A 25,917-nucleotide genomic window follows, 5' to 3' on the forward strand; every position below is an offset into this window, starting at 1 on the left:
CGCTCGCGCTCAGTGGCGACGGTCGGCGGGCGGCAGGTCCTCGGTCTCCTCGACCAGCGCCTCGGCGGTCGGCCCGGTGAGGTCGTCGCCCGGCACCGCCACCGCCTCGACGCGATCCTGCTCGTCGGGCTTGCCGCCGCGCGGCGGCTCCGGGGCGGTGGCACCGCCGGCGTAGCCGTACTCGTTCGGTTCGTCGTGCCGGCTCATCTGGTCATCCTCCCGCTCTTCCCGTTTCACCTGTCGAGGCCAACGGTAGGTGGTGATCGTCCTCGGCGCAGCGTGCCGCTGATTGTCGGCCGGACCACGGGGGTGAGCTGCCGAGCGCTGCCCCGAGCAGCTGACGCAGGGCGATGATCGCCACCGCGCCGGCCAGGCCGTTCCAACCCGGTTCGCCGGCGAGCCGGAGCAGGCCGGCCCCGACGAGCAGGTCCAGCAGTACCCGGACGCCGCTGCGCAGCGCCCCGGTGGTGAGCGTGGTGAGCACCCCGGCGACCAGCGCCAGGGCGGTGACCGCCGTGGCCAGGGTGCCCATCACGCTCGACGCTCCCCCTCGGCCACCTGACGCTGCTCCTGGCGGATCTCGCGGCCCAGGAAGTAGTTCAACGCCGTTCTGATCGTCGCGATGGCGGCCAGTTGGCCGATCTGCGTGAACGACGGGGACACCGCCGTACGCAGCACGTCGGCCGCCAACTGGAATTCCAGGCCGAGGGTCAGAAAGCGGCCCAGCGACAGCCGGATCGGCGTGAAGCGGGCGGCGCTGCGGTGTCGCAGCCCTTCGACCACGAACCGCACCGCCGCCCACATCGCGCCAACGAAGATCACCAGCGCGCCGGCCACCTCGACCACGGCAACCAGCACCTGGTCGCCCTGGCGCAACAACTCGGCCGGCTCCACCCCGGGCCGTTACCCGCCCTCCGGGCAGCTAGTCGGCGCTCAGGTCAGCTCGTTCACCGCCTCCAGGATCAGCCAGAGACCGGAGATGGCGAAGAGGATCGCGGCACCGTACTTGATGGTCTTCTCCGGCAACCGCCGGCCGAGCATCCGGCCGACCAGGATTGCCAGCGCGTCCGCGGCAACCATGCCGATGGTGGAGCCGAGCCAGACGCCGAACCAGCCGTACTTGGTGGCGAGCGTGATCGTGGCGAGCATCGTCTTGTCGCCCAGCTCGGCGAGGAAGAACGCCACCGACACCGCCACCAGCGCGGTCTTGTTGGTCTTCTCGGCCTTGCGCTTCTCCTCCTCGGTGAGCTTGTCCCCACGTAACGTCCACGCACCGAACCCGAGGAACGCCACGCCGGCGACCAGGGAGATCCACTCGGTCGGCAGCACCGCCCCGAGACCCGCACCGATGGCGACCGACGCCAGGTGCACCACAGCGGTGGCGACCGTGATGCCGATCAGCACCGGAATCGGTTTGAACCGCGTGGCGAAGGTCAGCGCCATCAGCTGGGACTTGTCCCCCAGCTCGGCGACGAAGATGACGCCGAAGCTGACGACCAGCGCGGCGAAAAATCCCTCCATGACGTCCTTCCCGTTCACGCCGGGAGGAGGTACAGGGGCGCCCTCGACCCGGCTGCAACAGCCTGAGTCGAAGGTCTCGCCCGCCCCGAGAGAACCGGGGCCGCGTGGCCGGATGCGGAACGCACCAGTATGTCGACCACGACATTGGGGGCTACTCCCCTTCGCGCGTTCAGCCTATCGGATCACCTCCCGGACCGGACGAGCCGGGTGAACAGGCTCACCGCGCCCGCGCCAGCGTGACACCGAAGAGCGCGTCCGGATCGGTCCAGAACTCCGCCGTGGCGAAGCCGGCCGCGGCCAGCTCCGCCGCGATCCCCTCCCGGTGGAACTTCGCCGAGACCTCGGTACGCAGCTCCTCCCCCGCCGCGAAATCGACTGTCAGCCCCAGCACCCGCACGCTCATCGGCCGGGTCGCCCGCAACCGCATCTCGATCCACTCGTGGTCGGGATCCCACGCGGCGACGTGCGCGAACGCGGCCGGGTCGAAATCGGCGCCCAACTCCCGATTGATCACGTGCAGCACGTTGCGGTTGAACTCGGCGGTGACCCCGGCAGCGTCGTCGTACGCCGGCACGATCACCGACGGGTCCTTCACCAGGTCCGTGCCGAGCAACAACCAGTCGCCGACCTCCAGCGCGGCGCGCATCGCCGTCAGGAACTCGGCCCGCTCGGCAGGCAACAGGTTGCCGATGGTGCCGCCGAGGAACACCACCAACCGCCGACCGCCGGTGGGCAGCCGGTCCAGTTGCCGGGTGAAGTCCCCCACGATGCCCCGCACCCGCAGGCGGGGGTAGTCGGCCGCGATCTGGGCGGTGGACCCGCGCAGCGCACTGACCGACACGTCGAGGGGGACGAACGTGCCCAGCCCACCGCGGCGGGTGAAGGCGTCCAGCAGCAGCCGGGTCTTCTCCGACGAGCCGGAGCCCAACTCGATGAGCGTCTTGGCCCCGGTCAGCGTCGCGATGTCGGGAGCGTGCGCGGCCAGCACGGCCCGCTCGGCCCGGGTCGGGTAGTACTCGGGCAGTCGGGTGATCTCCTCGAAGAGTTCGCTGCCCCGGGCGTCGTAGAACCACTTCGGCGGCAGCCACTTCGGCTCGGCGCTCAGCCCGGCCCGGACGTCGTCGCGCAGGCCACGCTCAAGGTCGCCCTCTTCGAGGTAGATCTCCAGGGGTTCCGCTGTCATCGGTTCGCTCCTTTCGTTCGATCAGCCGTTTCGTGCCTGCCCGACCCCGCTCACCGGGTCGGCAGTGGACGTACCCGCACCTCACCCGGGGTGGCGACGACGAGGTGCCCCTCCGGCACCGACCGCCACCCGGGATCGTCGTCATGCGGCTCGGACGCGAGCAGCACCGAACCCGGCGACTCGCGCACCGACAACGCGTGCCCCGCCACGCTGGCCACCATCCGATGCCCGTCGGTGAGCAGCAGGTTGAGCCGCGACCCGGGGGCGGCGGCGGCGACCTCGGTCACCGTCCGCCCGAGCGCCTCTACCGGGTCGGCGCCGGCGCGCAACCGATGCCGCACCAGCGCCCAGAGCAGCGCCGAGTCGGTCGAGGCGTCCAGAGTGAGCAGGTCACGCACCGGCAGAGCGGCGGCGAGCGGCACCACGGCGTCCGGCCAGCCGCGGACCACACCGTTGTGGCTGAACAGCCACCGCCCCTCGGCGAAGGGCGCCGCCGCACCGTCGAGCACCGCCATCCCGACCGTGGCCGAGCGCACCGCCGCCACCACCGCCGCGCTGCGGGTCACCGCCGCCAGTTGGGCGATGGTCGGGTCGCTCCAGATCGGCTGCGCCCGCCGGTACCGCACCGGCTCACCCTCACCCGGGTACCAGCCGACACCGAACCCGTCGGCATTGATCGTGCCGCCGCCACGCATGTCGCGAGGCGCCCAGGACTGCCGCACCAGCGAGTGCGGAGGGTCGAACAACAACTCGGCCAGGGTGACCGGCGGCCCCAGGTAGGCCAGGTGGCGACACATCAGCGCCCCCGGCCCGCCGCCGGGCCGCCGGTCGTGCGGCGACTCACCGGTACGACTCGTCCGGTCGCGCGTCCCGGGCGCAGCGAAAACCGCTGAAGATCTGCCGGCGGATCGGATAGTCCCAGTTACGGAAGGTGCCCCGGCAGGCAGAGCGGTCGGTGCCGAACGAACCACCACGCAGCACCCGGTGATCGCTGCCGAAGAAGACCTCCGAGTATTCCCGGTAGGGGAACGCGGCGAACCCCGGATGCCCGTCGAACGCGGTCGAGGTCCACTCCCAGACATCGCCGATGAGCTGGTGCACACCCAACGGCGAGGCGCCGCCCGGGTACGCGCCCACCGGCGCCGGCCACAGATGGCGTTGGTCGAGGTTGGCGTGCGCCTCGGTCGGGTCGTCGTCCCCCCAGGGGTAACGCCGCGAGCGCCCGGTCGTCGGATCCCAGCGGGCCGCCTTCTCCCACTCCGCCTCGGTCGGCAGCCGCTTGCCCGCCCACGCGGCGTACGCCTGCGCCTCGTACCAGCACACATGAACCACCGGCTCGTCGGCACGGACGCGCGCCCACTGACCGAAGCGCCGATACGACCAGTCGTCGCCGTCGGAACGCCAGTGCATCGGGGCGCTCAGCTGCTCCCGAACCCGATGCTCCCAGCCGGCATCGCTCCACCAGCGCTGTTCGGTGTAGCCGCCGTCGGCGATGAAGGCCGCGTACTCGCCGTTGGTCACCGGAGCGGCGTCGATGACGTAGGCCGGGAGGTCGACCCGGTGCGCCGGACGTTCGTTGTCCAACGCCCACGGATCGGTGTCGGTGCCCATGGTGAACTCGCCGGCCGGCACCAGCACCTCCGCGCCGACCCGGACCGACGGCTCGGGCGGCGCCGGGGCGTGCAGCACCGCCGGCCCCGATCGCAGCTGGTGGGTGGCGAGCATGGTCTCGTCGTGCTGCTGCTCGTGCTGCACGATCATGCCGAAGGCGAACCCGTCGGCGACCAGCGGCCGCTCGGTGAAGGTCACCGCGTCGAGCAGGTCGTGCACCTTGTCCCGAACGGTGGCCAGGTAGGCGCGCGCCTCCGCGGGCGGCAACAGGGGCAGCGCGGGGCGGTCCCGGCGCGGCTGCTTGAACGCGTCGTACAACTCGTCGATGTCGCAGCGGACCGGCTCCCGGCCCCCGACGTCCCGGACCAGCCAGAGCTCCTCCTGGTTACCGACATGGGCGAGGTCCCAGACCAATGGCGACATCAGCGGTGAGTGCTGGCGCGTCAGGTCGGCGTCGTCGACCGCCTCGGTCAGCAACGCGGTGCGGGCGCGGGCCCGCGCCAACTCCACAGCGATGTGGTCGCGCAACCGCTCGCCATCGACCCGGCTCGCCTGCGGGGCTCGCACCACCGGCTCACTCCTCGCGCTCACTGGTGTCTCCTCTCCGCGGCGGCCAGCCGCTGGCGTAGCCCTCGCCGGATCTCGTCGTGCGTGCTGGCCGGCAGTTCCAGTCGTGGCATGGTGCTCACGGCCAGGTCGAGCAGGGCCGCCGCGGCAGCGGCCAGCGCCGGGTCGGCCAGGCCGTGTCGGGCGGCGGCCGACCAGCGGTGCGCCACCGGCATGGCGATCGTGTACGCCTCGCGCACGGTGCCCGGGTCAGCGAACAGGGCGGTCAGCACCGCCAGTGGCAGCCGCCAGCCCCGATCGGGTTGGGCGTCGAGGTAGCGCAGCTCCAGGTAGCCGCGCGGCCGTACTGGCGGAAAAAGAGTGCTGACGTGGTAGTCGAGGTCATCGGTGGTGGGCGGTCGTGGCAGCGCGCCGTCGAGCCAGTCGGCGAAGGTCACCCCGGGCGGCGCGGCCCAGTCGGCGCCGTGTCGGCGCAGACAGAGCAGCGGCGCGGCGAGCACGTAGCTGATCCAGGAGTCGATCGGATCGTCCTCGGCTCGGGAGGGTGCCCAGACCGGGCGGGTGCGAGCCGGGTCGATGGCCAGCCAGGCGGCCATCCGGGCGGAGGCCCAACCGGTGCGCCGCCCGGCGTGTCGGGTGGCGGAGGCGAACGCCGCGAGCAGTGGGGGCCCGACCGCGTGGGCCGCGGCCCACCGGTCAGCGACATGGTCCGGCTCACCGGCGTCGAGGCAGATCTGCAGGCCGGCGGTGCTGTACATCATCGTGCGGCCGGCCGGGCCGTGGCGGTCGAAGGCTCCGCGCATCGCGCGGTAACGGGGAGTTTCCACCACCGGGCGGGGCCGTCGGTGGGGGTCGATGCCGCTGCTGCCGAGGATCAGCCCGGCGGCGGCCAGCAGGTCGGTGACCTGGGCGATGTCGGCCTCGGTGGCGCGAATCAACGTGGCGACCGAGGGGCGGGGCGGGGTGGAGATCTCCAACTGGCCACCCGGCTCCAGGGTGACCATGCCGCCGTGCCGCAGCGGCTCGGCGGGGCTGGTGGCATCCAGCGTGGCGGGGCTGTGCCGCCCCAGCGCCGCCCGCAGCCGCGTCGCGTCGACGGGGCGGGCGGGATCGGCGACGTCGTGCACTGTCCATTCCAGTTCGACGCCGGTGTGGGTGGGTGGGCCGGTCTTGAAGCAGATCCGGGCGAGGTGTCGGACTGCGGCTGCGGACTCGCGCAGGATGGCGCTGCGGTCCAGGTCGGATGACGTCACCAAGGGTCGGGCCCCCTCTCCGTGTGCCAGGTCCGGCACACTCTGCCACCGTAAACCCACCCACCGACACCGTCGGAGGCGTGCACGGTGCCACCAACCTCTGTCTAACAGACGAATTTCCGAAGCAGGGCGGAACCAAACCGCTCCCGCCCCCGACTGGTCAGCCCTCGGCGCGGTGGCCCGATCCCGGCGGTGACGGCGGGGCTTTCCCCGAAGGGGACGGCTTGCGCTTCGCCGACTCGGAGGGTGTGACCTTCGCCGACTCGGACGGCTTCGTCTCGGGTACCAGCCGCTGGCAGTACGCCTCGACCTCGGCAGGGCCGCCGGCGGCGGTCACCAGCTTCTGGAAACCCGGCGTGCGCAGTGCCTTCTCCCGCTGCTCGGGCTTCTTCGCCCGCCACGCCCGGCACAGGCCGTGCACCTGGCCGACGGTGGTGGGACCGGGCGGCGGCGTGGCGGTGACCGACGGCGGCGCACCCGGCGGCGAGGCGACGCCGGGGCCCGCCGACCGATCGGGCTCGGCCGACCGGGACGCGCCCTGGTGCGGTGAGGGTGACGGGCGCGACGGTGCCGGTGCGATTGGGTCCGGCCCCAGCTCCCGGGTGACCGCGGCGAAGGCGGCTCCCGCGGTGGCGGTGGCTGCCACCGCGCCGATCCAGGCCACCGCACCGGTGGTCATTCGGCGACGGTGTGGCCGCTGCCGCACGGCCGGCGCCGGGTTGGCACGGGCGGCATGGAACGCGGCCACCGCGGCGTCCTCCCCGGCCAGTTCGCCAGGGCGGACGGGGCCGGCCGCCGCGGCGAGCAGCGCGGCCACCGGCTCGGCCGAGGGCACGTCGCGGGCGCTCAGGTGCGCCTCAGGTGAGTTCGCGTCCACTGCGGCGCAGGGGCCCTGATCCAGCGTGGCGTCCGGCCGGGCAGAGGCCGCGTCGAGCAGCCGCTCGGTGTCGGCGTGGTCGGCCCGCCGGAACGGGTTCATCGGGAGTCCCCTCACGTCAGCCGTCCACCGGTTCGACGTGCGATGCCCGCACGGCGGGGTTGCTCCCCAGCCGCGGCGGTGGCACCCCCTCGACCCCGAGCGACGACTCGGTCGGGCTCTGCCGCTCCAGCAGGACCGCGAGGCGGCGTAGGCCACGGTGGGCGGCGGTCCGCACGGCGCCGGCCCGGCGGCCCAGCACACGGCCGGCGGATCCCGCGTCCAGCCCGATCACGGCCCGCAGCAGGACTGCTTCGGCCTCCCGGGGCGGGAGGGTGGCGATCAGCGCGAGGGCGGTCTCGGTGCCGAGCGTCTCGCTGGCTCGCTCGGCGGTGTCCGCGTCGCTGGCGAGCTCGGCGAGCGCCTGCACCGGGACCGGGAGCGAGGGGCGGCGGCGCATCCGGCGCAGGTGGTCCATCGCGCGGTTACGGGCGATGGTGACCGCCCAGGCCCGGAACTCGCCCCCGGTGAAGCCGGGCAGGTCCCGGGAGATCTGGAGCCAGGTCTCGCTGGCGACGTCCTCGGCGTCGGCCCCGACGAGCGCGGTCAGGTACCGGAGCAGCCCGGGCTGGAGGCTGCGGTAGAGGAGGCGGAACGCCTCTTCGTCCCCGGCCTGCGCGGCGGTCACCACCTCCGACAGGTCGGCGGTCATGCGCGGTCCACGCATCGTTCGAGGCGTGTCGGCCCGACCAGCCGGGCTGGCGCGCACCACGCGGCACGAGTCGTCCGCCCGATCAGCATCGGTACCGCACCGCCCTCCACCGCTCTGATTGTCCCCGCGACCACGATTGTCGGGGCGGCGTGTCCGGGGGCCGACGCCAGGGTGGTCGGTCGGCGCGCTGCGCGCCGAGGTAGCCGGGAGGGCCCGAGCCGGGCTAACGCTAAGAGCGGGCTCACGAGGCGACAAGTCGGCGTCGTGTCACGGAAGAGTGACAATTTTCAACCCGCCTCGACGGCGCGTCGTCGTAACGGGCAGTACGCGACGGACGCCAACCACGCCTGGAGTCGGTTTCTTGCCACCATTGACGACCCGAGCGACGGAAATAGTCGCTTTTCGTGACAGCGCACATCCACACCGTCACGAAGGGCTGGCGTCCACACAGGTCAGGCCGGATCAGCCGGTCTGAACCAGCCGCCCGGCGGCCCTGCCACGGTGCGCCGCCCCGCGCCACTCTAGGTACGGTAATGCGGTGTTGTCATCGGAGGTCGTACTCAGCGGTCGCTACCGCTTGGACGAACGTGTCGCCACGGGCGGCATGGGCGACGTTTGGCGTGCCTCCGACCTGATCCTCGGCCGGCAGGTGGCGGTCAAGGTTCTCCTGCCGGCGCTGGTCTCCGATCCCGATTTCATCGCCCGGTTCCGGGCCGAGGCCCGGATCATGGCGGCGCTGCGGCACCCCGGCATCGTGCAGGTCTTCGACTGCGGTGCGGACGACCTCCCCGACGGCGGGCGGGCGGACTACCTCGTCATGGAGTTCGTCGCCGGCGAGCCGTTGTCCAAGCGGATCGAGGCGGCCGGGCGGCTCGACGTGGCCGAGACGATGTCGATCGTGGCCCAGGCGGCCGCAGCGCTCAACGCGGCGCACCGCGGCGGCATCGTGCACCGCGACGTCAAGCCCAGCAACCTGCTGGTGCAGGAGGACGGCACTGTCGTCCTGGTGGACTTCGGCGTGGCCCGCTCCACCGACATCACCAGCATCACCAGCACCAACGCGGTGCCGGGCACCGCCCTCTACATGGCTCCCGAGCAGGCCGCCGGAAGGCCGGTCAGCGGCGCCACCGACATCTACGCCCTGGGCGCGGTCACCTACTGCTGCCTGACCGGCAGTCCGCCGTTCACCGGCGACAATCCGCTCCAGGTCGCCGTGCGGCACTTGGACGACGAGCCGCCGGAGCTGCCGCACGACATTCCGGAGGCGGTCCGCGCCCTGGTGTCGCGGGCCCTGGCGAAGGATCCGCTGGAGCGGTTCACGAGCGGAGCGGCGATGGCCGAGGCCGCTCGGACGGCGGTCACCGGCGGCGAGCCGCCGACGGCGATGGCCGGGCCGGTCGCGCTGCGCGACGCTGGGCCGGGCACCCGGACGGACGTGCCGGCCGGGGCGGCGGTGGCGGACGGGCGCCAGCGACGGCGGGGTCCGCTCGTCGGCGCGGCGGCGGCCATGCTGGTCGCGCTGGTCGGGCTCGGCGCGGCGCTGGCCGCGACGCGTGACGTCGGCGATAACCCGGCGGTCAATCTGCCGGCCACCTCGCCGACGGTGGCGCCGAGCGGCCCCGTCGACCTGCCCGCGGCGAACGAGCAGATCACCAGCGTCGAGCCGGACCGGCCGGACCGGCCGCACGTCCCCGGCAACTCCCCGTCGGCGTCGGTCTCCGCCACGCCGACCCCGCAGCCGAGCCAGACCGTCAACTCGCCGACGCCGTCGGTGGGAGTCACCTCGGCACCGCCCCCCACCAGCGCGGCGCCCACGACGGCCGCGCCGCCGACGACCAGCGCGCCCGCTGATCCACCCGCCACCTCCAGCCCGCCGCTCGAACCGGAGGTGCCGGCGGGCGGTTGATCCGACCGCCGCGCCGACCCCGCCAGTCCCATCAGCACCGATATCCCCAAAACGGACTTACGGCGCCGAAGACGCCTCTAGGCTCTCAGCAGGCTATTTACACCATCTGCCGCGGGAGCCTGGGTGAGCGCTGAAAAGCTGGTCGTGATCGGTCAGGGGTACGTCGGACTGCCGCTGGCCATGCGGGCCGTCGAGGCGGGCCTCGACGTTGTCGGTCTCGACGTCGACGCCGACCGGGTGAAGCGTCTCGCCTCCGGCGAGTCGTTCGTCGAGGACATTCCGGCCGACCGGCTGGGCCGCGCGTTGGGCAGCGGCCGCTACCACCCCAGCACCGAGTACACCGACGCCGACGGGTTCGACATCTGCGTCATCACGGTGCCGACCCCGCTCCGCGACGGGACCCCGGACCTGAGCTTCGTCGAGCAGGCCGGCATCGGTATCGGCCGGTACGTACGCCCGGGCTGCACGGTGATCCTGGAGTCGACCACCTACCCGGGCACGACCGAGGAGTTGCTGCGCCCGCTGTTGGAGTCGGCGAGCGGCCTGACCAGCCCCGGTGACTTCCACCTCGGCTACAGCCCTGAGCGGATCGACCCGGGCAACCCGACCTGGCGCCTGGAGAACACCCCGAAGGTGGTCTCCGGTGTGGACCCGGCTGCGCTGGCCCGGGTGGACGCGTTCTACCAGCGCCTCGTGGAACGCACCGTAGCGGTGGACTCCACCCGCGTCGCCGAGCTGACCAAGTTGATCGAGAACACCTTCCGCCAGGTCAACATCGCGCTGATCAACGAGCTGACCATGCTCTCGCACCACCTCGACATCGACGTCTGGCAGGCGATCGACGCCGCCTCGACCAAGCCGTTCGGCTTCATGCCGTTCCGACCCGGCCCCGGCGTCGGCGGGCACTGCCTGCCGATCGACCCGTGCTACCTGTCCTGGCAGGTCAAGCGCCGTCTCGGGCGGCAGTTCCGGTTCATCGAGCTGGCCAACGACGTCAACCACGAGATGCCCGAACACGTCGCGCAGCGGATCATGGGAGGGCTGAACCGGGATGGCCGGGCCGTCAGCGGCGCCCGGCTGCTGCTGCTCGGTCTGGCGTACAAGAAGAACACCGGCGACATGCGCGACTCCCCCGCTGCGGACGTGGCCCGTCGCCTGCAGTCCCTCGGCGCCGAGGTGCACGCCGTCGAGCCGTACGCCGAGGCGCACCAGATCCCGGCCGGGATCACGGTGGTGGAGCTCAGCGAGCGTGAGGTGCGCGCGGCCGACGCGGTGGTGGTGGTCACCGACCATGACACCTTCGACTACGACCTCGTGGTCAGGCACGCCCGCTACGTCTTCGACACCCGCAACCGGTGCGTCGGCCCGATGGTCGAGCGCCTGTAGACCCGGCACCGCTGGCCGGTCCCGCCGCCGGGGAAGATGGCGGGACCGGCCGGCGGATGTCCGTCCGGTCGCCGGGGTTTGACCCGGCCGGTCCGGACCCCGGCGACCGGGTCACTGGTCGGCGAGCGCCTCGACGACCGGGCGGGACAGCGCCCGGCGGGCCGGCAGCACCGAGGCGAGCAGGGCGGCGAGCACCGCGACACCGAGGATCAGCCCGAGCTGGCCGAGCGGCAGCACCACGTGGAAGTCACCGCCGAGGCGGTCCAGCAGGGCCATCGCGGACGCGCTGACTCCGGTGCCGAGTCCGACCCCGAGCACAGCGCCGACCAGCGCCATCAGCACCGCCTCGACGGCGAGCACCGCCCGCATCCGCCCTCGGGTGAGCCCGACCGCCCGCAGCACGGCGTTCTCCCTGGTCCGTTCGACCACCGACAGGCTCAGGGTGTTCGCCACGCCGACGAGGGCGATCACGACGGCCAGACCGAGCAGCGCGGTGACGAAGGCGAGCAGCATGTCCACAGTGCCGGTGAGCATCTTCTTGTAGGCGCCCTGGTCCATCAGGTTCACCGTGGGGTAGCGGCCCAGCACCGCGGTGATCGCGTCGCGGGCCCGCTCGGCGCTCACCCCGGCGGCGGGGTCGATCTCGGCCAGGTAGCCGCGTCGGGCGGGGAAGAGCGCGGCGAAGTCCTGGTCGGACAGGTCGATGACGTGACCCGCTGGCACCTCACCGTCCGGGGTGTCGTCGGTGACCACGGCGGCCACCCGGAACGCTTTCCCCCTGACGGTCACCGGGGAGCCCATCTCCCAGCCGCGGGCCCGCGCCAACTCGCGGTGCACCAGCACCTGCCCCGGCCCGACCCGCTCGGCGTCGCCGGCCAGCACCCCGCTCAGCGTCCGGCCCACCAGCGCCGGGTGGGCCGCGCGGATCTCGACGTCGTCCACGACAGTGCTGCGCTGCTCGTGCACCACACCCAGTTCGGGACGGGAGGCCAGCTCACCGACGAGCGCGGCCGGAAGGTCCTGACCGATTCCGCTGACCACGAAGTCCGTTCCGATCTGGGCGTCCACGCTGCGTTCGATGCCGTCCTTGGTGCTGCGCGCACCGACCATGAACGACGAGACCAGTCCAATGCCGATCACCAGCGCGGTGGCGGTCGCGGCGACCCGCCGTGGATTGCGCACCGTGTTGCTGACCGCCAGTTCGCCGACGGCGCCGAGCACTCGTCGGACCGGCCAACCGAACACCCGGGCCAGCGCGGGGACGAGCACCGGCCCGAACAGCACGATCCCGAAGAAGGTGAGCACCCCACCGACGGCCACCAGGAGCAGCTGGCCGGCGCTGGCGGCGCCGGCCAGCGCGGCCACACCGACGGCGAGGACCACCGCGCCGATGCTCAGCCGCACCCGGCCGGCACCCCGGCTGGGCTGTACCGCGGCGTCGGTGAGCGCGGCCACCGGGGCGATCCGCGTCCCTCGCCAGGCCGGCAGGAGGGCGGCGCACACGGTGAGCCCGGTGCCCAGCAGCAGGCCGGTGAGCACTGTCGAACCGGTCACGGTCAGCCCACCGGTGACCGGCACGTCCAGGTGCGACAGCACCAGCCGCAGCCCGGCGGCGAGGGCCACCCCGAGCAGCACCCCGAGCGCGGATGCCACCAACCCCAGCACCGCCGACTCCAGCAGTGTGGCCCGGAAGACCTGTCCCCGGGTGGCGCCGATCAGGCGCAGCAGCGCGGTCCGTCGGGTGCGCTGGGCCAGCACGATCGCGAAGGTGTTGGCGATCACGAAGCCGGCCACCACTATCGCGACCCCTACGAAGATCAACAGCAGCATGCGGAACTGGTCCACGTTGCGCACCGCGTCCTCCACTGCCTCGTCGAGGATCTGCTGGCGGCTCTTCACAGTGGCTTCGGCGCCGGACACGGCGCGTACCTTCTCGGTGAGCGCGGTGACGTCGGCGCCCGGTCGGGCCGCCACCATGATCCGGCCGTAGCCCCGCTCGCCGGTGAGGGTCAACGCGTCCGGCCCGACCAGGCCGACGAACGGACCGCCGATGTCGCGGGCGGTGCCGGCCACGTCGACGGTGCCCACCAGGGTGTACGCGCGGGCCGCCCCACCGGTGGCGCCGATCCGGACCGCCGCGCCGAGCCCGAAGCCCTGCTCGGTCGCCGTCGGCGCGTCGAGCACCACCTCCCCGGCCCGGTCGGGCAACCGGCCGGCCACCACGTCGTACGAGCGCAGAGCGTCCTCGGTGGGGATGGCGACGAGCATGGTGAAGCCGAGCACCGGCCGACCGTCGGCGCCGACGATCCCGGCGGTGTTGGTCAGCTCACCGGCGGCGGCGGCCACCCCGTCGACCGCCCGCACCCGGTCGACCAGCGCCGGGGGCAGCACCTCGCGGCCCGCCGAGTAGACCCCCAGGTCGGTGTGGCGGTCGAAGGTGCCGGCCCGCTCGTACGCCCCGGCCCGCATCCCGTCGACGAAGATCATCGTGCCGGCGACGAACGCGACGCCGAGCACGACGGCGAGCGCCGAGAGCAGCATGCGCAGCGCCTCGGCGCGCAGCGAACGCAGGGTCAGGCGGATCATGCGGGGCTCCCGGTGCAGGTGGCGGATCGGACCCTCCGACGCTATGGCCGGCACCGGTCTGTCGATCTCCACCTGTGCGCTCGACCTGCCTGCGCCCCGGGTCGCGGTGCGAACGCCGGCCGCTACGACCCAGGTCGTACGCCGAGTCATCCGCCGGGCGTGACCAGCCCGCTCTCGTACGCCAGGACCACCGCCTGGACCCGGTCGCGCAGCTGGAGTTTGCCCAGGATCCGCCCGACGTGGGTCTTCACCGTGGCCTCGGCCACGTGCACCCGGGCGGCGATCTCCGCGTTGGACAGCCCCTGGGCGACCAGCAGCAGCACCTCCCGTTCCCGTTCGGTGAGCTGCGCGAGTCGAGGGTCGCCGCTGGGGGCGGCACCGAGCTGCCCGGCGAACCGGTCCAGCAGGCGCCGGGTGATCGACGGAGCCACCACCGAGTCGCCCTGGGCCACCACCCGGATCGCGGCCAGCAGTTCCTCCGGCGGGACGTTCTTGAGCAGGAAGCCACTCGCCCCGGCCTGCAGCGCCGCGAACGCGTCCGCCTCGGTGTCGAAGGTGGTCAGCACCAGCACCCGAGGGCCACCCGCGGGCCGCTCGGCGCAGAGCCGACGGGTCGCCTCCACCCCGTCCATCGTGGGCATCCGGATGTCCATCACGACCACGTCGGCCTCGGTGCGGGCGAGCACCCGCAGGGCGTCCGCGCCGTCGATGGCCTCCCCGACGACCTCCAGGTCGGGCTGGGATTCCAGCACCATCCGGAACCCGGCGCGGACCAGCGCCTGGTCGTCCACGATCACTACCCGGACCGTCATGCCGCGATCACCTCCGTCCGTTGCCGGCTCTGACGTTGACGCCCTCTCCGCCCTGAAGGGCGGAGATTCCGGTCTGCTACGCCCCGGAAGGGACAAGCTCCCGGCGGGTTACCGCTTCCCTGCGCGGTGCCGGCACGGGTGCCGGTCTTACCTGCGCTCCACGGTCGTTGAGGTCCGCCCGTCCGGCGGCCCTGATGTTCCTGGCGGCGTTCACGTCCCGGTCATGCAGGCTGCCGCACGGGCAGCCCCACGTCCGGACGTCGAGCACCATCTTGTCGTTGACCCGGCCGCAGTCCGAACACATGCGCGTCGACGGAAAGAACCGATCTACCCGGGCGAAAGTACGCCCGTACCGGGCAGCCTTGTACTCCAGCATGGCCGTAAACTGCGACCACCCAGCGTCGTACACCGACTTCGCCAACCGAGTGCGGGCGAGACCACTCACGCACAGGTCCTCGACGAACACCGCTTGGTTGTCGCGAATGATCTGCGTCGAAAGCTTGTGCTGCCAGTCCCGCCGGGTGTCGGCCACCTTCGCATGCGCGCGGGCAACCTTCACCACGGCCTTCCTACGGTTGTTGCTGCCCCGCTGCTTGCGGGACAAACCCTGCTGCAACCGGCGCAGCTTGCGGGCCGCACGGCGCAGGAACCTCGGCGCGGTCACCTTCGACCCGTCCGACATCACGGCGAAGTGCGTCAACCCCAAATCGATGCCGACCTCCGACTCCAGCTCAGGCAACGGCTGGTCGGCGGTCTGCACCACGAACGAGGCGAAGTGCCGACCGGCGGCGTCCCGGACCACCGTCACCGACGTCGGCGCAGCCGGCAACTCCCGCGACCAACGGATTTCCAGATCGCCGATCTTCGGCAGCCGCAGTCGACCGTTGTCGAGGACCTTGAACCGGGCGTTGGCGGTGAACCGGACCGCCTGCCGGCTGTCCTTACGCGACCGGAACCGGGGAGCGGCGACCTTGCGACCCTTACGCTTGCCCGACAACGAGGCGAAGAAGGCGCGGTACGCGGTGTTCAGATCCGCCAGGGCCTGCTGCAACACCACCGACGACACCTCACCCAACCACACACGCTCCGGGGTGAGTTTCGCCGCCGTGACCTGCCGGGACAGTTCCGCGTCCGTCAGATACGGCAGACCAGCCTCCCGCGCCTGCTGACGCGCGCGCAGCCCATCGTTGAACACCACCCGCGCACACCCGAACGCCTTCGCCAGCGCCTCACGCTGGGCAGCATCCGGGTAGAGCCGGTAGTTGTACCGAAGCTGCACGGGGCCGAGCCTACCATTGGTCTATGGCCGATCTCGGAGACATCCGCACCGGTAGACACTGCACTTTCGCGTTACATGCCCACTTGGTCTTCGTCACCAAATACCGGCACCAAGTCTTCTCCGACCAACACCTCAAACGAATGCACGACATCATGCGGACGGTATGCGCCGACTTCGACACCGAGCTGATCGAGTTCAACGGCGAAGACAACCACGTCCACCTACTGGTGAACTTCCCACCCAAGATCGCCCTGGCGAAACTGGTCAACTCCCTCAAAGGCGTGTCCAGCCGGCGGCTACGCCAAGAGTTCCCCGACCTCGTCCGCCACTACTACCGCACCAACCGCCTGTGGTCAGCGTCATACTTCGCCGGGTCCGTTGGCGGGGCACCCCTGAGCGTCCTGCGGCAGTACATCGAACAACAGAACCGCGCGGTCCAGGGCACGCCAGGGCCTTGACGGCCCTCCCACGCGGGCTTTCACCACCGCCCTGAAGGGCGGTGCACTACCCGCATGTCGGTAGCGGCAGCCGAACTTCGACCTGCCAGCCCCCGGTCAGCCGGGGACCGGCGGTGAGGCTGCCGTCGTACACCGTCACCCGCTCCCGCATGCCGAGCAGGCCGTGACCGCCGGACGGCGCCGGGCTGACCAGCGGGCGGCCGCGACCGTCGTCGACCACCCGGACCAGGACGGCCTCGGCGGTGTACGACAGCACGACCTCGACGCCGGCGCCGACGCCGGCGTGCTTGAGGGCGTTGGTCAGCGCCTCCTGCACCACCCGGTAGACGGTCAGCTCCAGGCCTGGCGGCAGGGCCGGTGGCGCACCGGTGACGGTGCTGCGGACGTGCAGACCGGCGTCGTCGAACCGGGCCAGCAGGTCGGGCAGCTCGGCCAGCGCGAGGCGTCGGTGCTCGGGGTCGGCCGCCACCGCGAGCCCGTCGGTCCCGTCCGCGCCGGTCGGGCCGGCGTCGCGGAGAACGCCGACCAGGCGGCGCATCTCCTCGAGGGCCTGCCGGCCGGTGTCCGCGACCACCTTCACGGCGGTGCGCGCCTGGGCGGGGTCACGGTCGAGCATGAACCGGGCCCCGTCCGCCTGGACGATCATCACAGCCATGCTGTGGGCGACCACGTCGTGCAGCTCACGGGCGATCCGGGTGCGTTCCTCGGCGACCGCCGCCCGGGACTCGGCCTCCCGCTCGCGTTCCAGGGTGGTGGCCCGCTCCTCCAGGCTGAGCACGTAGAGCCGGCGGGTCCGCACGTTCAGCGCGACCAACCACACCGCGCCGGTGACCAGCGCGTACCACAGCGCGGTCACCCACCACTGGATGACGTTGGGGGTCTGCGCGGCGGCCAGCAGCACCCCGACGGCCGCGACAGCACCGGCCAACACGCCGTCGCGCAGCCGCCGGCCGTACTTCACCACGCTGTAGAGCGCGATCAGGACGGCCACGTCGTAGACGAGTGGACCCCAGCGGGCGATGACCTGGATCAGCGCGAGCGCCGCGACCGCCACCGTGACCGCGCTCGGGTGGGTGCGGCGGAACAGCAACGCCACCGCCATCCCCAGGCCGACCGCCGTGGCCGCCCAACCGCCCGGCTGGTTCACCGCCGCGGCCAGGGAGACGAGGACCACCAGCGCGGCGACGGCCACGTCGAAGGCGACGCCGCGCAGCGGGCGACCGAACAGGGTGCGTGTCACGGTCACCCAGCGTACGTGCCGGGGCGCTCGGGCTCAGCCGCCGAGGACCTCGCGCATGCGGTCGATCTCGACGGTCTGCTCGGTGGCGACGGAGTTGGCGAACTCGTTGAGCGTCAGGTCGGAGCCGACAGTGAGCAGGTTGGTGGCCATCTCGATGGCGCCCTGGTGGTGCTCGGTCATCATCCGGACGAAGAGCGTGTCGAAGTCAGCGCCACGGGCCGCGGCGAGCTGCCGCATCGACTCTGGCGACTGCATGCCGCGCATGGTGCCGTGGTCGTGCCCCTGCATCTCCGCCGGGAGGCCACGGGTCTGCAGCCAGCCGCGCATCATGCCCATCTCCGGCCCCTGGCTGGCCCGGATGCGCTCGGCGATCGCCCGGACGTCGGGGTCGGCGGCCCGGTCGGGGGCGAGCTCCGCCATCGCCAGGGCCTGCGCGTGGTGCGGGATCATCATCCGGACGAACCAGACGTCCAGCGAGTTGTGCGGGGCGGGACCGGCGTCGCGGACCTCGTGCGCCGGGCGGGTGGCCGCCGTCTCGCCCGGACGGCCGGGCGCGATGACGGTCAGGTCGGTGGGGACGGGGCTGGCCGGCGGCGACGCGGCGGACGTGGCGGGGGCGGAGACCGGCTGCGGTGCGCTCGTACCGGTGTCGCCGTCGAGGCGGATCACCATGAACACCACCAGCGGCAACACGAGAGCCAATGTGACGACGGCCAGGATGCGTGCGCGCCGGTTGGTCATGGGCCACTCCCTGCAGTCGAGGTCACCGCGATGCTATCCATTGAAGAACCCGCTTTCATGTGATCCAGCTCACATCGACGATCTTCGTCGGACGGTAACGTGTCAACCATCGTCTCCCCCTTGCGAAGGGCCCCGCCGATGATCAGATTCCACAAGCCACGGTTACGACAACTGCGTGTCGTGGCGCTCGCCACGACCGGCCTCCTCGTCGCCAGCGCCCTCGTCGCCCCGGCGAGCAGCGCCCAGACGGTGCCGCAGACGGCCCCGGCTCCCGCCCTCACCAACACGATCCCCGGCGTCGACGAGATCGTCAGCAGCCCCAACCTGCGCCAGATCGCCAACCTGCCCAAGGTCGCCCCACTGGACGCGACGAACAGCGACATCGCCTTCCAGGGCAAGTACGCGTTCGCCGGCAACTACAACGGCTTCGTCATCTACGACATCTCGCGGCCCAGCGCCCCGACTGTCAAGGCCCGGGTGCTCTGCCCGGGGTCGCAGAACGACATCTCCGTCCACGGTGACCTGCTCTTCCTCTCCACCGACTCGTCGCGCAGCGACGACTCCTGCAACAGCACCACGCAGGGAGCGGACGTGAAGGGCTCGTGGGAGGGCATCAAGGTCTTCGACATCAAGGACAAGGCCAACCCGCGCTACATCAAGTCCGTCGAGACCGCCTGTGGCTCCCACACCCACACCCTGGTGCCGGGCAAGGACCGCAAGGCCGTCTACCTGTACGTCTCGTCGTACAGCCCGCGGGCCGAATTCCCGGACTGCCAGCCGCCGCACGACTCCATCTCCATCGTCAAGGTGCCGCTGAAGAAGCCGACCGACGCGGCAGTGGTCGCGACGCCGAACCTCTTCCCGGACGGTGGCTTCCCCGGCAGCCCGACCGGCTCGGCGACCACCGGTTGCCACGACATCACCGCCTACCCGTCGAAGGACCTGGCCGCCGGCGCCTGCATGGGTGACGGCATCCTGCTCGACATCAAGAACCGCGAGGCCCCCCGGGTCATCAACAGGGTCCGGGACGAGACCAACTTCGCGTTCTGGCACTCGGCCACCTTCAACAACTCCGGCACCAAGGTGATCTTCACCGACGAGCTGGGTGGCGGCGGGGCGGCGACCTGCAACGAGGCCGTCGGCCCGAACCGCGGCGCGGACGCCATCTACGACATCGCCGGCCGCGGCAACGCCCGGACGATGACCTTCCGCAGCTACTACAAGATCCCCCGGGCGAACGCCGACACCGAGAACTGCGTGGCGCACAACGGCTCGCTGATCCCGGTGCTCGGCAAGGACATCATGGTCCAGGCGTGGTACCAGGGTGGCATCTCGGTGTTCGACTTCACCGACTCGGCCAACCCGAAGGAGATCGCCTTCTGGGAGCGCGGCCCGCTGTCGGCCGACACCTTCGTCGGCGGCGGCACCTGGTCCGCGTACTACTACAACGGCCACATCTACTCGAACGACATGGTGAAGGGCCTGGACGTCCTGGAGCTGAACGACTGGCGTACCTGGTCGGCCAAGCTGACCCGTTACCAGGAGCTCAACGTGCAGACCCAGCCCAGCTACCTGGGCTGGTAGGCACCGCGCACCACACCGGGCCCGGTTCCCGATCATCGGGGGCCGGGCCCGGCCCGTGTCCGGCGGCAGGTCGACACGGTGGGGCTGGTCACCAGGGCGCGGGGTTGCCGGGCACCTGGTCAGACCCTGTGTCAACGTGAACAGTTGTGACAGTCGCAGCCCCGCCCGAACCGACCACGCGCTGGCGGCCTCACCCGCTGGACGTGGTGGCGGCCGTCCTCGCCGTGGTCGGGGCGGCCTGCGCGCTGAGCGGGCTACTCCCCCGGGCGGAGACCACCGCCACCCTGCACCGGATCCTGCCGCTGCTGCTGTTCCTCGGCACCGTGATCGTGCTCGCCGAGCTGACCGCGGTGGCCGGTGTCTTCGACGTGCTGGCCAGCCGACTGGCCATCGCCTCCCGGGGCAGGTGGGCCGCGCTGTTCCTGCTCTGCGGCGGTCTCGCCACGCTGACCACCCTCGTACTCAACCTCGACACCACAGCCGTGCTGCTCACCCCGGTGCTGCTGGCGCTGGCCCGGAATTTGCGGGTCCCCGCCGCGCCGCTCGCCGTCACCACGGTCTGGCTGGCGAACACCGCGAGCCTGCTGCTGCCGGTGTCGAACCTGACCAACCTGCTCGCCGCCGACCGGGTCGGGCTGGCACCGCTGACGTACGCGGCTCGGATGGCGTTGCCACAGCTCGCCGCCGTCGTGGTCACCATGGCGCTGCTCTGGTTCGGGTGGTGGCGGCGGGAGCGGCCCGCCGGTGGGCGCTTCGTCCCGCCGACCCGGCACGTGCCGGCCGATCCGGTGCTGCACCGTACGGCGCTCGCCGGTTGCCTGATCTTCGTCGCCGGCATCCTCGCCGGCGTGGAGATCGAGATCGCCTCCACGGTCGGGCTCGCGCTGGTGCTGGTCGGGTTCCTGGTCCGCTCCCCCGCCACGCTGCGCCCGGGGCTGGTCCCGGTGCGCCTGCTGTTCTTCGTCACCGGCCTGTTCCTTGTGGTGCAGACCCTCGGCCGGCACGGGCTGGACGACCTGGTCGGCACCCTGGTGGGCACCGACGGTGGTGCCCTGGGCGCCCTGCGCGCCGGTGGCACCGGAGCGCTGCTCGCCAACGCGGTGAACAACCTGCCCGCCTACCTGGCCGGTGAGTCGGTGCTGCCGGCCGGCGACCACACCCGCCTGCTGGCCCTGCTGATCGGCACCAACGTCGGCCCGCTGGCCGCCCCTTGGGCGTCACTGGCCACCCTGCTGTGGTTCGAGCGCTGCCGGGCGGCCCGGGTCGCGGTGCCGGTGACCCGCTTCGTGCTGACCAGCACCCTGCTCGCGGTCACCGCGACGCTCGCCGCGGTCGGCGCGCTGCTGCTGGTGAGCTGAGCGCTCAGTCGCGGTACACGGCGACCTGAAGCTCGGTGACGCCCTTCTCCGGGGTGTCCGGGCAGTAGTCGAGGTAGACCTCCCGGGCGAAGCCGTCGGTGCGGTAGCCGTTCTCCTCGATCCACCGGGCAAGCGCCTGCATGCTCGGCTCGACGTCGTCCATCGCCCCGTGATGGATGATCGTCGCGGCGGTGCGCAGCTCCGGCAGGTCGCGCACCGTGACGTCGGGCGCCGCGGACGGCTCGGCGTCGACGAGCACACCGGCGTGTACGACGACAGCGTCGCCGCCCGGGTCGACGGGCTCGTACCAGGCGATGCTCGGCCCGGTCGGGGTGATCCCGGCGGCGGTCAGCCGACGGAACATCTCCGGGTAGAGCGGCTGGATCACCGGGCTGATGTCCTCACCCTGGTAACTGGGCGCGACGGCGGTCAGCTCCGCCACGCGGACCGGCGCGATCTCCTTGAGGACGACGTCCTGGGTGGTCATCCGACCCTCCGACTCGATCATTCGAAGCCTCGCCTCGACGGCCGTGAGCCGGGCCGTGTCGGCGGCCAACTGTTCCGCCAGCTGGCTCCGGCGCAGCCGCAGCATGCCACGCAGCTCGGCCACGTCGACGGCGTCGTCGACGATGGAGCGCACCTGTTCGAGGGTGAGGCCCAGCTCCTTGAGGGCGATCACCCGGTTGAGCCGGCGCAGCTGGTCGGCGCGGTAGAAGCGGTAGCCGGTGTGCGGGTCGACGCTGGCCGGGGGCAGCAGGCCGATGCTGTCGTAGTGGCGCAGCATCCGCACCGACACCCGGCCGAGTCTGGCGAAGTCTCCGATGGTGAACATGGTCCCCTCACACTCGTCCCTGACACCGTGTCAGAGTCAAGCGTGGCGTGCGGGGCAGCGGTCAGTGGCGGGCGGGGCGCGGGCCGACCAGCCGACGGACCATCGGAGCGGCGTTCCACTTGGCCGCGCCGACCAGGTCGCGGGCGTGCTCCAGGACCGTGTAGTCGGGTCGGGTCAGCCCGTCGGCGATGGCCAGGTCCAGGTCGTTGCCACAGCGGCTCAGCACGGTGTCGAAGTCCCGACGGACCGGCTCCTGCAGGTCGTAGCCGAAGGAGCGGTGCAGCCGGGCGAAGAGCGGCTTGTACAGCCGGACCCGCTCGTGCAACCCCGACGAGTACGACATGGGGTTCTTCGGACGTCGGAGGATGTAGTCCGGCAGCACGTCGGCGAACGCCCGCCGGACGATCCACTTCTCCTGCCCGTGGCGCAGCTTCAGATCCACCGGCAACCGCATCGCCAGCTCCACCACGCTGAGGTCGAGGAACGGCACCCGGGCCTCCACGCCGTACGCCATCGCGGCCCGGTCGACGCGCTGCAACTCGGTGCGGCACAGGTTGCGGATCCGGTGCAGGAACAGTCGGCGGGCCGCCGCCGGGGCGACCTGGTGATACATCGGGTACCCGCCGAACAGCTCGTCGGAGCCGTCGCCGGTCAGCACCACCTTGATGCCCAGATCGCGGAGCCGCCGGAAGATCGGCACCGAGACGACCGCGTTGATGATGTCGCCGTACTCGGTCAGCTCGGAGATCCGGACGGCCTCGCGGACGTCGGCGAGCCGGATGTCGCGCGGGCGCAGCTCGACCACCACATGTGGCACGTCGAGGTCGGCGGCGAGCCGCCGGGCGTACGCCACGTCGGGGCTGTCCGCGACGCCTACTGTCACCGCGACGCAGTCCGGGTGAATGTCGCGGACCTGCCGCAGGGTCAACGAGCTGTCCAGGCCACCGGAGAGCACCACCCCGACGGTCAGGTCGGTCTCCACCCGCATCCGGATCGAGTCGCTGAGCGCGGCGCGGACGAGCAGCGCGGCCTCGTCCGGGTCGTCGATGACCGGCAGGCCGTCGGCGATGGTGAGCAGGTCGACGTACGGACTCAGTCGCACGTGCCCGTCCGCCTCCGCCCAGCCGTGGTGCCCGGGCGGCACCTCGGCGATCGGGGCACCGTGCCCGACGAGCGCCTTGACCTCGGAGGCGAGGTGCAGGCAGCCGGGTCGACGGGACCAGTACAGCGGCTTGACCCCGAGCGGGTCGCGGGCCAGGTACGCGCGGCCGGTGGCCCGTTCGACGACCGCGAAGGCGTACTCGCCGCGCAGTCGGGTCGCCGCCGCCTCGCCCCACTGCTGGAACGCGGCGAGCAGCACCTCGGTGTCACTCTCGGTGCGGAAGGTCTGCCCCAGGCGGGTCAGCTGCGCCCGCAACTCCCGGTGGTTGAAGATTTCGCCGTTGAAGCAGAGCAGCCACCGCTCGTCGGTCGACGTCCACGGCTGCACCGCCCGGTCCCGGTCGACGATCCGCAGCCGCCGGGTGCCGGCGAGCAGTCCGTTCTCGGACCGGGTCTCGGTGACCTCACCACGCGGGGCCAGGGCGGCGAGCATCCGCCGGAAGGTCGCCGGGTCGGCCTCGGGGCCGATGCTCAACGCGATGCCGCACACCGGCTCAGACCCCCATCTCAGCCTCGTAGGACCGGCGTAGGCGACGCCGGGCGGTGGGAGCGAGACACAGGTGCCAGGCCTGCCCCTCGTCGATCACGTTCAGCTCACCGGCCTCCTGCCTGCTCAGCAGCAGTTCCGCCAGGGCCTCGCGCGCGCCGAAACGCTCGAACCAGGCCAACTCGACGTCGGCCGAGTAGCCGAGGCAGTGCCCGCTGGGCAGCATCGCCGCGTAGCCCAGACGGCGCAGCCGGTATTGGTGTTCGGCGCTGCGGACCAGGCTGGTCACCCAGAGCGGAGGGGTGGCCGGCGGCGCGACGGCGGAAAACTCCCGTCCGATGTCGTTGAGCAGCGCCACCACCTCGCGCCGGGCGCGGCGGAACAGCAGCCCCGCGGTGCGCGGGGTGGCGTCGGGTCGCAGCCGGCGACGCAGCCCGCGGGCGGCCCGGCCCAGTATCGTGGCCGGCTGCTCCTGGTAACGGAAGCGCAGCAGGTCGCGGCGGCGCAGCCATTCCAGGTCGACCAGTTCGGGGCTGCCGTTGACCTGCTCGTCGGTGACGAAGGTCGGTGCGTCCTGCCACCACAGCACGTCGATGCGGGAGAGCAGGTAGATCCGGACCAGCGCGCTGAGGTCGGTCGCCGACGTGCGCTCGTTCGGTTGGTAGCGGGCCATCTCCAGCAGCAACGTCTCGCGCGCGCCGATCAGCCCCTGCGGGGTGGCGTCGAGGACGGCGGCGAGCGCCGGTTCCCGCAGCCGCTCGTCGATGAGCACCTGCCGGGCCCGGGTGCTCGCCGCGTCGGCCAGCGCGCCGACCTCGACCAGCAGTTCGGCGACGGCGGCCCGGTAAGCGGGCAGGTCGGGGGCGGGGGCGGAAACGCGGCGGGGGGTCGCACCGGAGGGTCGGCGGTGGGCCGGAGCGGTGGGCGACGGAGGCGAACCGGGCTGCTGTCCCGGGCTACGGCTGGGCACTCGCATGACGGGTCCCTCTCTCCGGTCACGGCACTGGGTAGGTTCGCCCTGAAACACACCGTAATCATCGGGACCGGAACGGACCGAACATTCCTCCTATCTCCCCTCGAAGGGTGCGCCCAGCCCACCACGCACCGTCGAGTGCCCAGGCCGCCGCTGTCAGTCGCCGCCCGCGGGCACCAGGGCCTGCACTTCGGCGTACGACGGCAGTCCCCCCGCAGCGGTCGACCCGCCGTCACGGACGGCGTCGGCGGCGGCGAGCGCGGCGCCCAGCGCGGCCCGGAACAGCAGCGAGCCGGTGCTGACCCGGGCCACCCCGGCCCCGCCCAACTCAGCCAGCCCTGGGCCGCCCGGCTGGTACAGCGCGTTCACCGGAGCGTCGATCCGCTCGGTGAGGACGCGCAGGGTGGCCAGGTCGACAGTCCCGGGCACGAAGATCCCGTCGGCACCGGCCATCCGGTAGGCACGTGCACGGGCGAGGGTGTGCGGCAGTGGTTCGTCCACCCCGAGCCACCAGGTGTCGGTGCGGGCGTTGACGAACAGCTCCGGCACCGCTGCCTTCACCGCCACAATCTTGGCAGCGGCGACCTCGGTGTCGGCGAGGGTGCCATCGGCGCGCCCGTCCTCCAGGTTGATCCCGACCACACCGAGCCCGGCCAACTCCCTGGCGTACTCGGCGACCTCGGCCGGGTCGTCGCTGAATCCGGCCTCCACGTCCACGCTGAGCAGCACCGGCAACCGAGCCAGCCGGCGGGCCAGGGCGAGGGTCTCCGCTGCGGTGGCCGCGACGCCGTCGGGAAGGCCGGCTGTCGCGGCGACCCCGAGGCTGGTGGTGCCGATGGCCGGATGTCCACGCGCGGCGAGCGCCGCCGCCGAGGCGTGGTCCCACGCGTTGGGCAACAGCAGGGGGCGGCCGGCGCGGTGCAGGGCGTGGAACGCGGCCCGACGTTCGATCATCTGCCGCTCACCTCCAGGGTTGTCGGCACCCGCAGTGTCGGGTGCGGCTCGTAACTCATCGGGGTGGGGCCGCGCCGGCAGCGTTCCCGCAGCACGTCGAGCACACCGGTGGCCAGCGCCAGGGCGTGCCGGTCGCCGGGGCAACCCCGCTCCCCCGTCCCGAAGGTCAACTGCCCGGCATCGGGCCGACCGGGCCGGAACGTCGCGGGTTCGGTGAACGCTTGCGGGTCACGGTTGGCCGCGTCGAAGCGCAGCAGCACCGGGCTTCCGGCCGGCAGTTCCCGCCCGCCCAGCCGTACCTCGTCGACGGTGACCCGTCGGGTGGCTCGGACCGGTGGGTCGAGGCGCAGCACCTCGGCCAGCAGGTCGGCGGTCCGTGCCGTGGTCGGCACACCCG

At 72.1% G+C, this 25,917-nt stretch carries 25 protein-coding genes; 5 read left to right on the forward strand and 20 right to left on the reverse strand.

Annotated features, from left to right (window positions below; genetic code table 11):
* Positions 1 to 9: 9 nt before the first annotated feature.
* The 10 genes from ACFYPG_RS30500 to ACFYPG_RS30545 form a co-directional block, all read right to left on the reverse strand.
* A complete protein-coding gene (locus tag ACFYPG_RS30500; RefSeq protein ID WP_355009870.1) occupies positions 10 to 207 on the reverse strand; it encodes a hypothetical protein in 198 nt (65 codons plus the stop codon).
* A 4-nt stretch (positions 208 to 211) separates the two neighbouring features.
* Positions 212 to 535, reverse strand: coding sequence for a hypothetical protein (locus ACFYPG_RS30505; RefSeq protein WP_355009869.1), 324 nt, complete (start codon positions 533 to 535; stop codon positions 212 to 214).
* The gene (locus ACFYPG_RS30510) at positions 532 to 894 is read right to left on the reverse strand and encodes a DUF1622 domain-containing protein (RefSeq protein ID WP_387354652.1); all 363 of its coding nucleotides are present in this window, start codon (positions 892 to 894) and stop codon (positions 532 to 534) included. Before ACFYPG_RS30510 ends, ACFYPG_RS30505 begins: the two co-directional genes overlap by 4 nt.
* A 39-nt stretch (positions 895 to 933) precedes the next feature.
* Positions 934 to 1,521 carry a TMEM165/GDT1 family protein gene (locus ACFYPG_RS30515; protein WP_030338044.1) on the reverse strand — a complete coding sequence of 196 codons (588 nt, stop codon included), beginning with the start codon at positions 1,519 to 1,521 and terminating at the stop codon, positions 934 to 936.
* Between the two features lie 217 nt (positions 1,522 to 1,738).
* Entirely contained in the window at positions 1,739 to 2,704 is a 966-nt protein-coding gene (gene egtD / locus ACFYPG_RS30520) for an L-histidine N(alpha)-methyltransferase (RefSeq protein ID WP_387354654.1), read from the reverse strand.
* A 50-nt stretch (positions 2,705 to 2,754) separates the two neighbouring features.
* Entirely contained in the window at positions 2,755 to 3,501 is a 747-nt protein-coding gene (egtC, locus tag ACFYPG_RS30525) for an ergothioneine biosynthesis protein EgtC (protein ID WP_387354656.1), read from the reverse strand.
* A 43-nt stretch (positions 3,502 to 3,544) separates the two neighbouring features.
* Positions 3,545 to 4,882, reverse strand: coding sequence for an ergothioneine biosynthesis protein EgtB (egtB, locus tag ACFYPG_RS30530; RefSeq protein ID WP_387354789.1), 1,338 nt, complete (start codon positions 4,880 to 4,882; stop codon positions 3,545 to 3,547).
* A 20-nt stretch (positions 4,883 to 4,902) separates the two neighbouring features.
* The gene (gene egtA, locus ACFYPG_RS30535) at positions 4,903 to 6,138 is read right to left on the reverse strand and encodes an ergothioneine biosynthesis glutamate--cysteine ligase EgtA (protein WP_387354658.1); all 1,236 of its coding nucleotides are present in this window, start codon (positions 6,136 to 6,138) and stop codon (positions 4,903 to 4,905) included.
* Positions 6,139 to 6,295: 157 nt separating this feature from the next.
* Positions 6,296 to 7,114, reverse strand: a complete 819-nt coding sequence (locus tag ACFYPG_RS30540) for a hypothetical protein (protein WP_387354659.1) — start codon at positions 7,112 to 7,114, stop codon at positions 6,296 to 6,298.
* Between the two features lie 16 nt (positions 7,115 to 7,130).
* Positions 7,131 to 7,763: an RNA polymerase sigma factor gene (locus tag ACFYPG_RS30545; protein ID WP_387354661.1), complete on the reverse strand. Its 633-nt coding sequence runs from the start codon at positions 7,761 to 7,763 to the stop codon at positions 7,131 to 7,133.
* A 538-nt stretch (positions 7,764 to 8,301) separates the two neighbouring features.
* On the opposite strand from ACFYPG_RS30545, the gene ACFYPG_RS30550 reads away from it, so the two are divergent.
* Entirely contained in the window at positions 8,302 to 9,669 is a 1,368-nt protein-coding gene (locus ACFYPG_RS30550) for a protein kinase (RefSeq protein WP_355009862.1), read from the forward strand.
* Positions 9,670 to 9,792: 123 nt separating this feature from the next.
* A complete protein-coding gene (locus ACFYPG_RS30555; protein WP_355009861.1) occupies positions 9,793 to 11,055 on the forward strand; it encodes a nucleotide sugar dehydrogenase in 1,263 nt (420 codons plus the stop codon).
* Between the two features lie 111 nt (positions 11,056 to 11,166).
* On the opposite strand, the gene ACFYPG_RS30560 is transcribed toward ACFYPG_RS30555, so the two are convergent.
* The 3 genes from ACFYPG_RS30560 to ACFYPG_RS30570 form a co-directional block, all read right to left on the reverse strand.
* Positions 11,167 to 13,641, reverse strand: a complete 2,475-nt coding sequence (locus ACFYPG_RS30560) for an ABC transporter permease (protein WP_387354664.1) — start codon at positions 13,639 to 13,641, stop codon at positions 11,167 to 11,169.
* Positions 13,642 to 13,787: 146 nt separating this feature from the next.
* Positions 13,788 to 14,453, reverse strand: coding sequence for a response regulator transcription factor (locus tag ACFYPG_RS30565; RefSeq protein ID WP_355009859.1), 666 nt, complete (start codon positions 14,451 to 14,453; stop codon positions 13,788 to 13,790).
* Between the two features lie 76 nt (positions 14,454 to 14,529).
* Positions 14,530 to 15,732: a transposase gene (locus ACFYPG_RS30570; protein ID WP_355009858.1), complete on the reverse strand. Its 1,203-nt coding sequence runs from the start codon at positions 15,730 to 15,732 to the stop codon at positions 14,530 to 14,532.
* A gap of 23 nt (positions 15,733 to 15,755) precedes the next feature.
* Here ACFYPG_RS30570 and tnpA point away from each other — a divergent pair, with 23 nt between their 5' ends.
* Positions 15,756 to 16,190 carry an IS200/IS605 family transposase gene (gene tnpA / locus ACFYPG_RS30575; protein WP_355009857.1) on the forward strand — a complete coding sequence of 145 codons (435 nt, stop codon included), beginning with the start codon at positions 15,756 to 15,758 and terminating at the stop codon, positions 16,188 to 16,190.
* A gap of 46 nt (positions 16,191 to 16,236) precedes the next feature.
* Here tnpA and ACFYPG_RS30580 read toward each other — a convergent pair whose 3' ends face one another.
* The gene (locus tag ACFYPG_RS30580; protein ID WP_355009856.1) at positions 16,237 to 17,436 is read right to left on the reverse strand and encodes a sensor histidine kinase; all 1,200 of its coding nucleotides are present in this window, start codon (positions 17,434 to 17,436) and stop codon (positions 16,237 to 16,239) included.
* A 27-nt stretch (positions 17,437 to 17,463) separates the two neighbouring features.
* On the reverse strand, positions 17,464 to 18,171 hold the full coding sequence (locus ACFYPG_RS30585) for a DUF305 domain-containing protein (RefSeq protein ID WP_355009855.1): 708 nt from the start codon (positions 18,169 to 18,171) through the stop codon (positions 17,464 to 17,466).
* Between the two features lie 138 nt (positions 18,172 to 18,309).
* Here ACFYPG_RS30585 and ACFYPG_RS30590 point away from each other — a divergent pair, with 138 nt between their 5' ends.
* Positions 18,310 to 19,755, forward strand: coding sequence for a hypothetical protein (locus ACFYPG_RS30590; RefSeq protein WP_355009854.1), 1,446 nt, complete (start codon positions 18,310 to 18,312; stop codon positions 19,753 to 19,755).
* 146 nt (positions 19,756 to 19,901) lie between these two features.
* Positions 19,902 to 21,113: an SLC13 family permease gene (locus ACFYPG_RS30595; protein WP_387354667.1), complete on the forward strand. Its 1,212-nt coding sequence runs from the start codon at positions 19,902 to 19,904 to the stop codon at positions 21,111 to 21,113.
* Positions 21,114 to 21,117: 4 nt separating this feature from the next.
* Here ACFYPG_RS30595 and ACFYPG_RS30600 read toward each other — a convergent pair whose 3' ends face one another.
* The 5 genes from ACFYPG_RS30600 to ACFYPG_RS30620 all read right to left on the reverse strand — a co-directional run bounded on the left by ACFYPG_RS30600 (position 21,118) and on the right by ACFYPG_RS30620 (position 25,912).
* A complete protein-coding gene (locus tag ACFYPG_RS30600) occupies positions 21,118 to 21,945 on the reverse strand; it encodes a MerR family transcriptional regulator (RefSeq protein ID WP_387354669.1) in 828 nt (275 codons plus the stop codon).
* A 61-nt stretch (positions 21,946 to 22,006) separates the two neighbouring features.
* On the reverse strand, positions 22,007 to 23,596 hold the full coding sequence (locus ACFYPG_RS30605; RefSeq protein ID WP_387354671.1) for an asparagine synthetase B family protein: 1,590 nt from the start codon (positions 23,594 to 23,596) through the stop codon (positions 22,007 to 22,009).
* A gap of 4 nt (positions 23,597 to 23,600) precedes the next feature.
* On the reverse strand, positions 23,601 to 24,569 hold the full coding sequence (locus ACFYPG_RS30610) for a DUF5715 family protein (protein WP_387354673.1): 969 nt from the start codon (positions 24,567 to 24,569) through the stop codon (positions 23,601 to 23,603).
* A gap of 153 nt (positions 24,570 to 24,722) precedes the next feature.
* Positions 24,723 to 25,520 carry an isocitrate lyase/phosphoenolpyruvate mutase family protein gene (locus ACFYPG_RS30615; protein WP_387354674.1) on the reverse strand — a complete coding sequence of 266 codons (798 nt, stop codon included), beginning with the start codon at positions 25,518 to 25,520 and terminating at the stop codon, positions 24,723 to 24,725.
* A complete protein-coding gene (locus tag ACFYPG_RS30620; protein ID WP_387354676.1) occupies positions 25,517 to 25,912 on the reverse strand; it encodes a cytochrome P450 in 396 nt (131 codons plus the stop codon). The genes ACFYPG_RS30615 and ACFYPG_RS30620 overlap by 4 nt, the downstream gene beginning before the upstream one ends.
* Positions 25,913 to 25,917: the final 5 nt, after the last annotated feature.

Origin of the sequence: Micromonospora sp. NPDC005553 (assembly GCF_042871765.1) — a bacterium.
In the GTDB taxonomy this organism is placed as follows: domain Bacteria; phylum Actinomycetota; class Actinomycetes; order Mycobacteriales; family Micromonosporaceae; genus Micromonospora.

Excerpts from the sequence above, each read along its gene's own strand:
- tnpA (WP_355009857.1), top strand. The coding sequence starts at position 15,756 with ATGGCCGATCTCGGAGACATCCGCACCGGTAGACACTGCACTTTCGCG.
- ACFYPG_RS30565 (WP_355009859.1), bottom strand. The coding sequence starts at position 14,453 with ATGACGGTCCGGGTAGTGATCGTGGACGACCAGGCGCTGGTCCGCGCC.
- ACFYPG_RS30515 (WP_030338044.1), bottom strand. The coding sequence starts at position 1,521 with ATGGAGGGATTTTTCGCCGCGCTGGTCGTCAGCTTCGGCGTCATCTTC.
- ACFYPG_RS30560 (WP_387354664.1), bottom strand. The coding sequence starts at position 13,641 with ATGATCCGCCTGACCCTGCGTTCGCTGCGCGCCGAGGCGCTGCGCATG.
- ACFYPG_RS30545 (WP_387354661.1), bottom strand. The coding sequence starts at position 7,763 with ATGACCGCCGACCTGTCGGAGGTGGTGACCGCCGCGCAGGCCGGGGAC.
- ACFYPG_RS30600 (WP_387354669.1), bottom strand. The coding sequence starts at position 21,945 with ATGTTCACCATCGGAGACTTCGCCAGACTCGGCCGGGTGTCGGTGCGG.
- egtD (WP_387354654.1), bottom strand. The coding sequence starts at position 2,704 with ATGACAGCGGAACCCCTGGAGATCTACCTCGAAGAGGGCGACCTTGAG.
- ACFYPG_RS30610 (WP_387354673.1), bottom strand. The coding sequence starts at position 24,569 with ATGCGAGTGCCCAGCCGTAGCCCGGGACAGCAGCCCGGTTCGCCTCCG.
- ACFYPG_RS30585 (WP_355009855.1), bottom strand. The coding sequence starts at position 18,171 with ATGACCAACCGGCGCGCACGCATCCTGGCCGTCGTCACATTGGCTCTC.
- ACFYPG_RS30500 (WP_355009870.1), bottom strand. The coding sequence starts at position 207 with ATGAGCCGGCACGACGAACCGAACGAGTACGGCTACGCCGGCGGTGCC.
- ACFYPG_RS30540 (WP_387354659.1), bottom strand. The coding sequence starts at position 7,114 with ATGAACCCGTTCCGGCGGGCCGACCACGCCGACACCGAGCGGCTGCTC.
- egtC (WP_387354656.1), bottom strand. The coding sequence starts at position 3,501 with ATGTGTCGCCACCTGGCCTACCTGGGGCCGCCGGTCACCCTGGCCGAG.
- ACFYPG_RS30615 (WP_387354674.1), bottom strand. The coding sequence starts at position 25,520 with ATGATCGAACGTCGGGCCGCGTTCCACGCCCTGCACCGCGCCGGCCGC.
- ACFYPG_RS30590 (WP_355009854.1), top strand. The coding sequence starts at position 18,310 with ATGATCAGATTCCACAAGCCACGGTTACGACAACTGCGTGTCGTGGCG.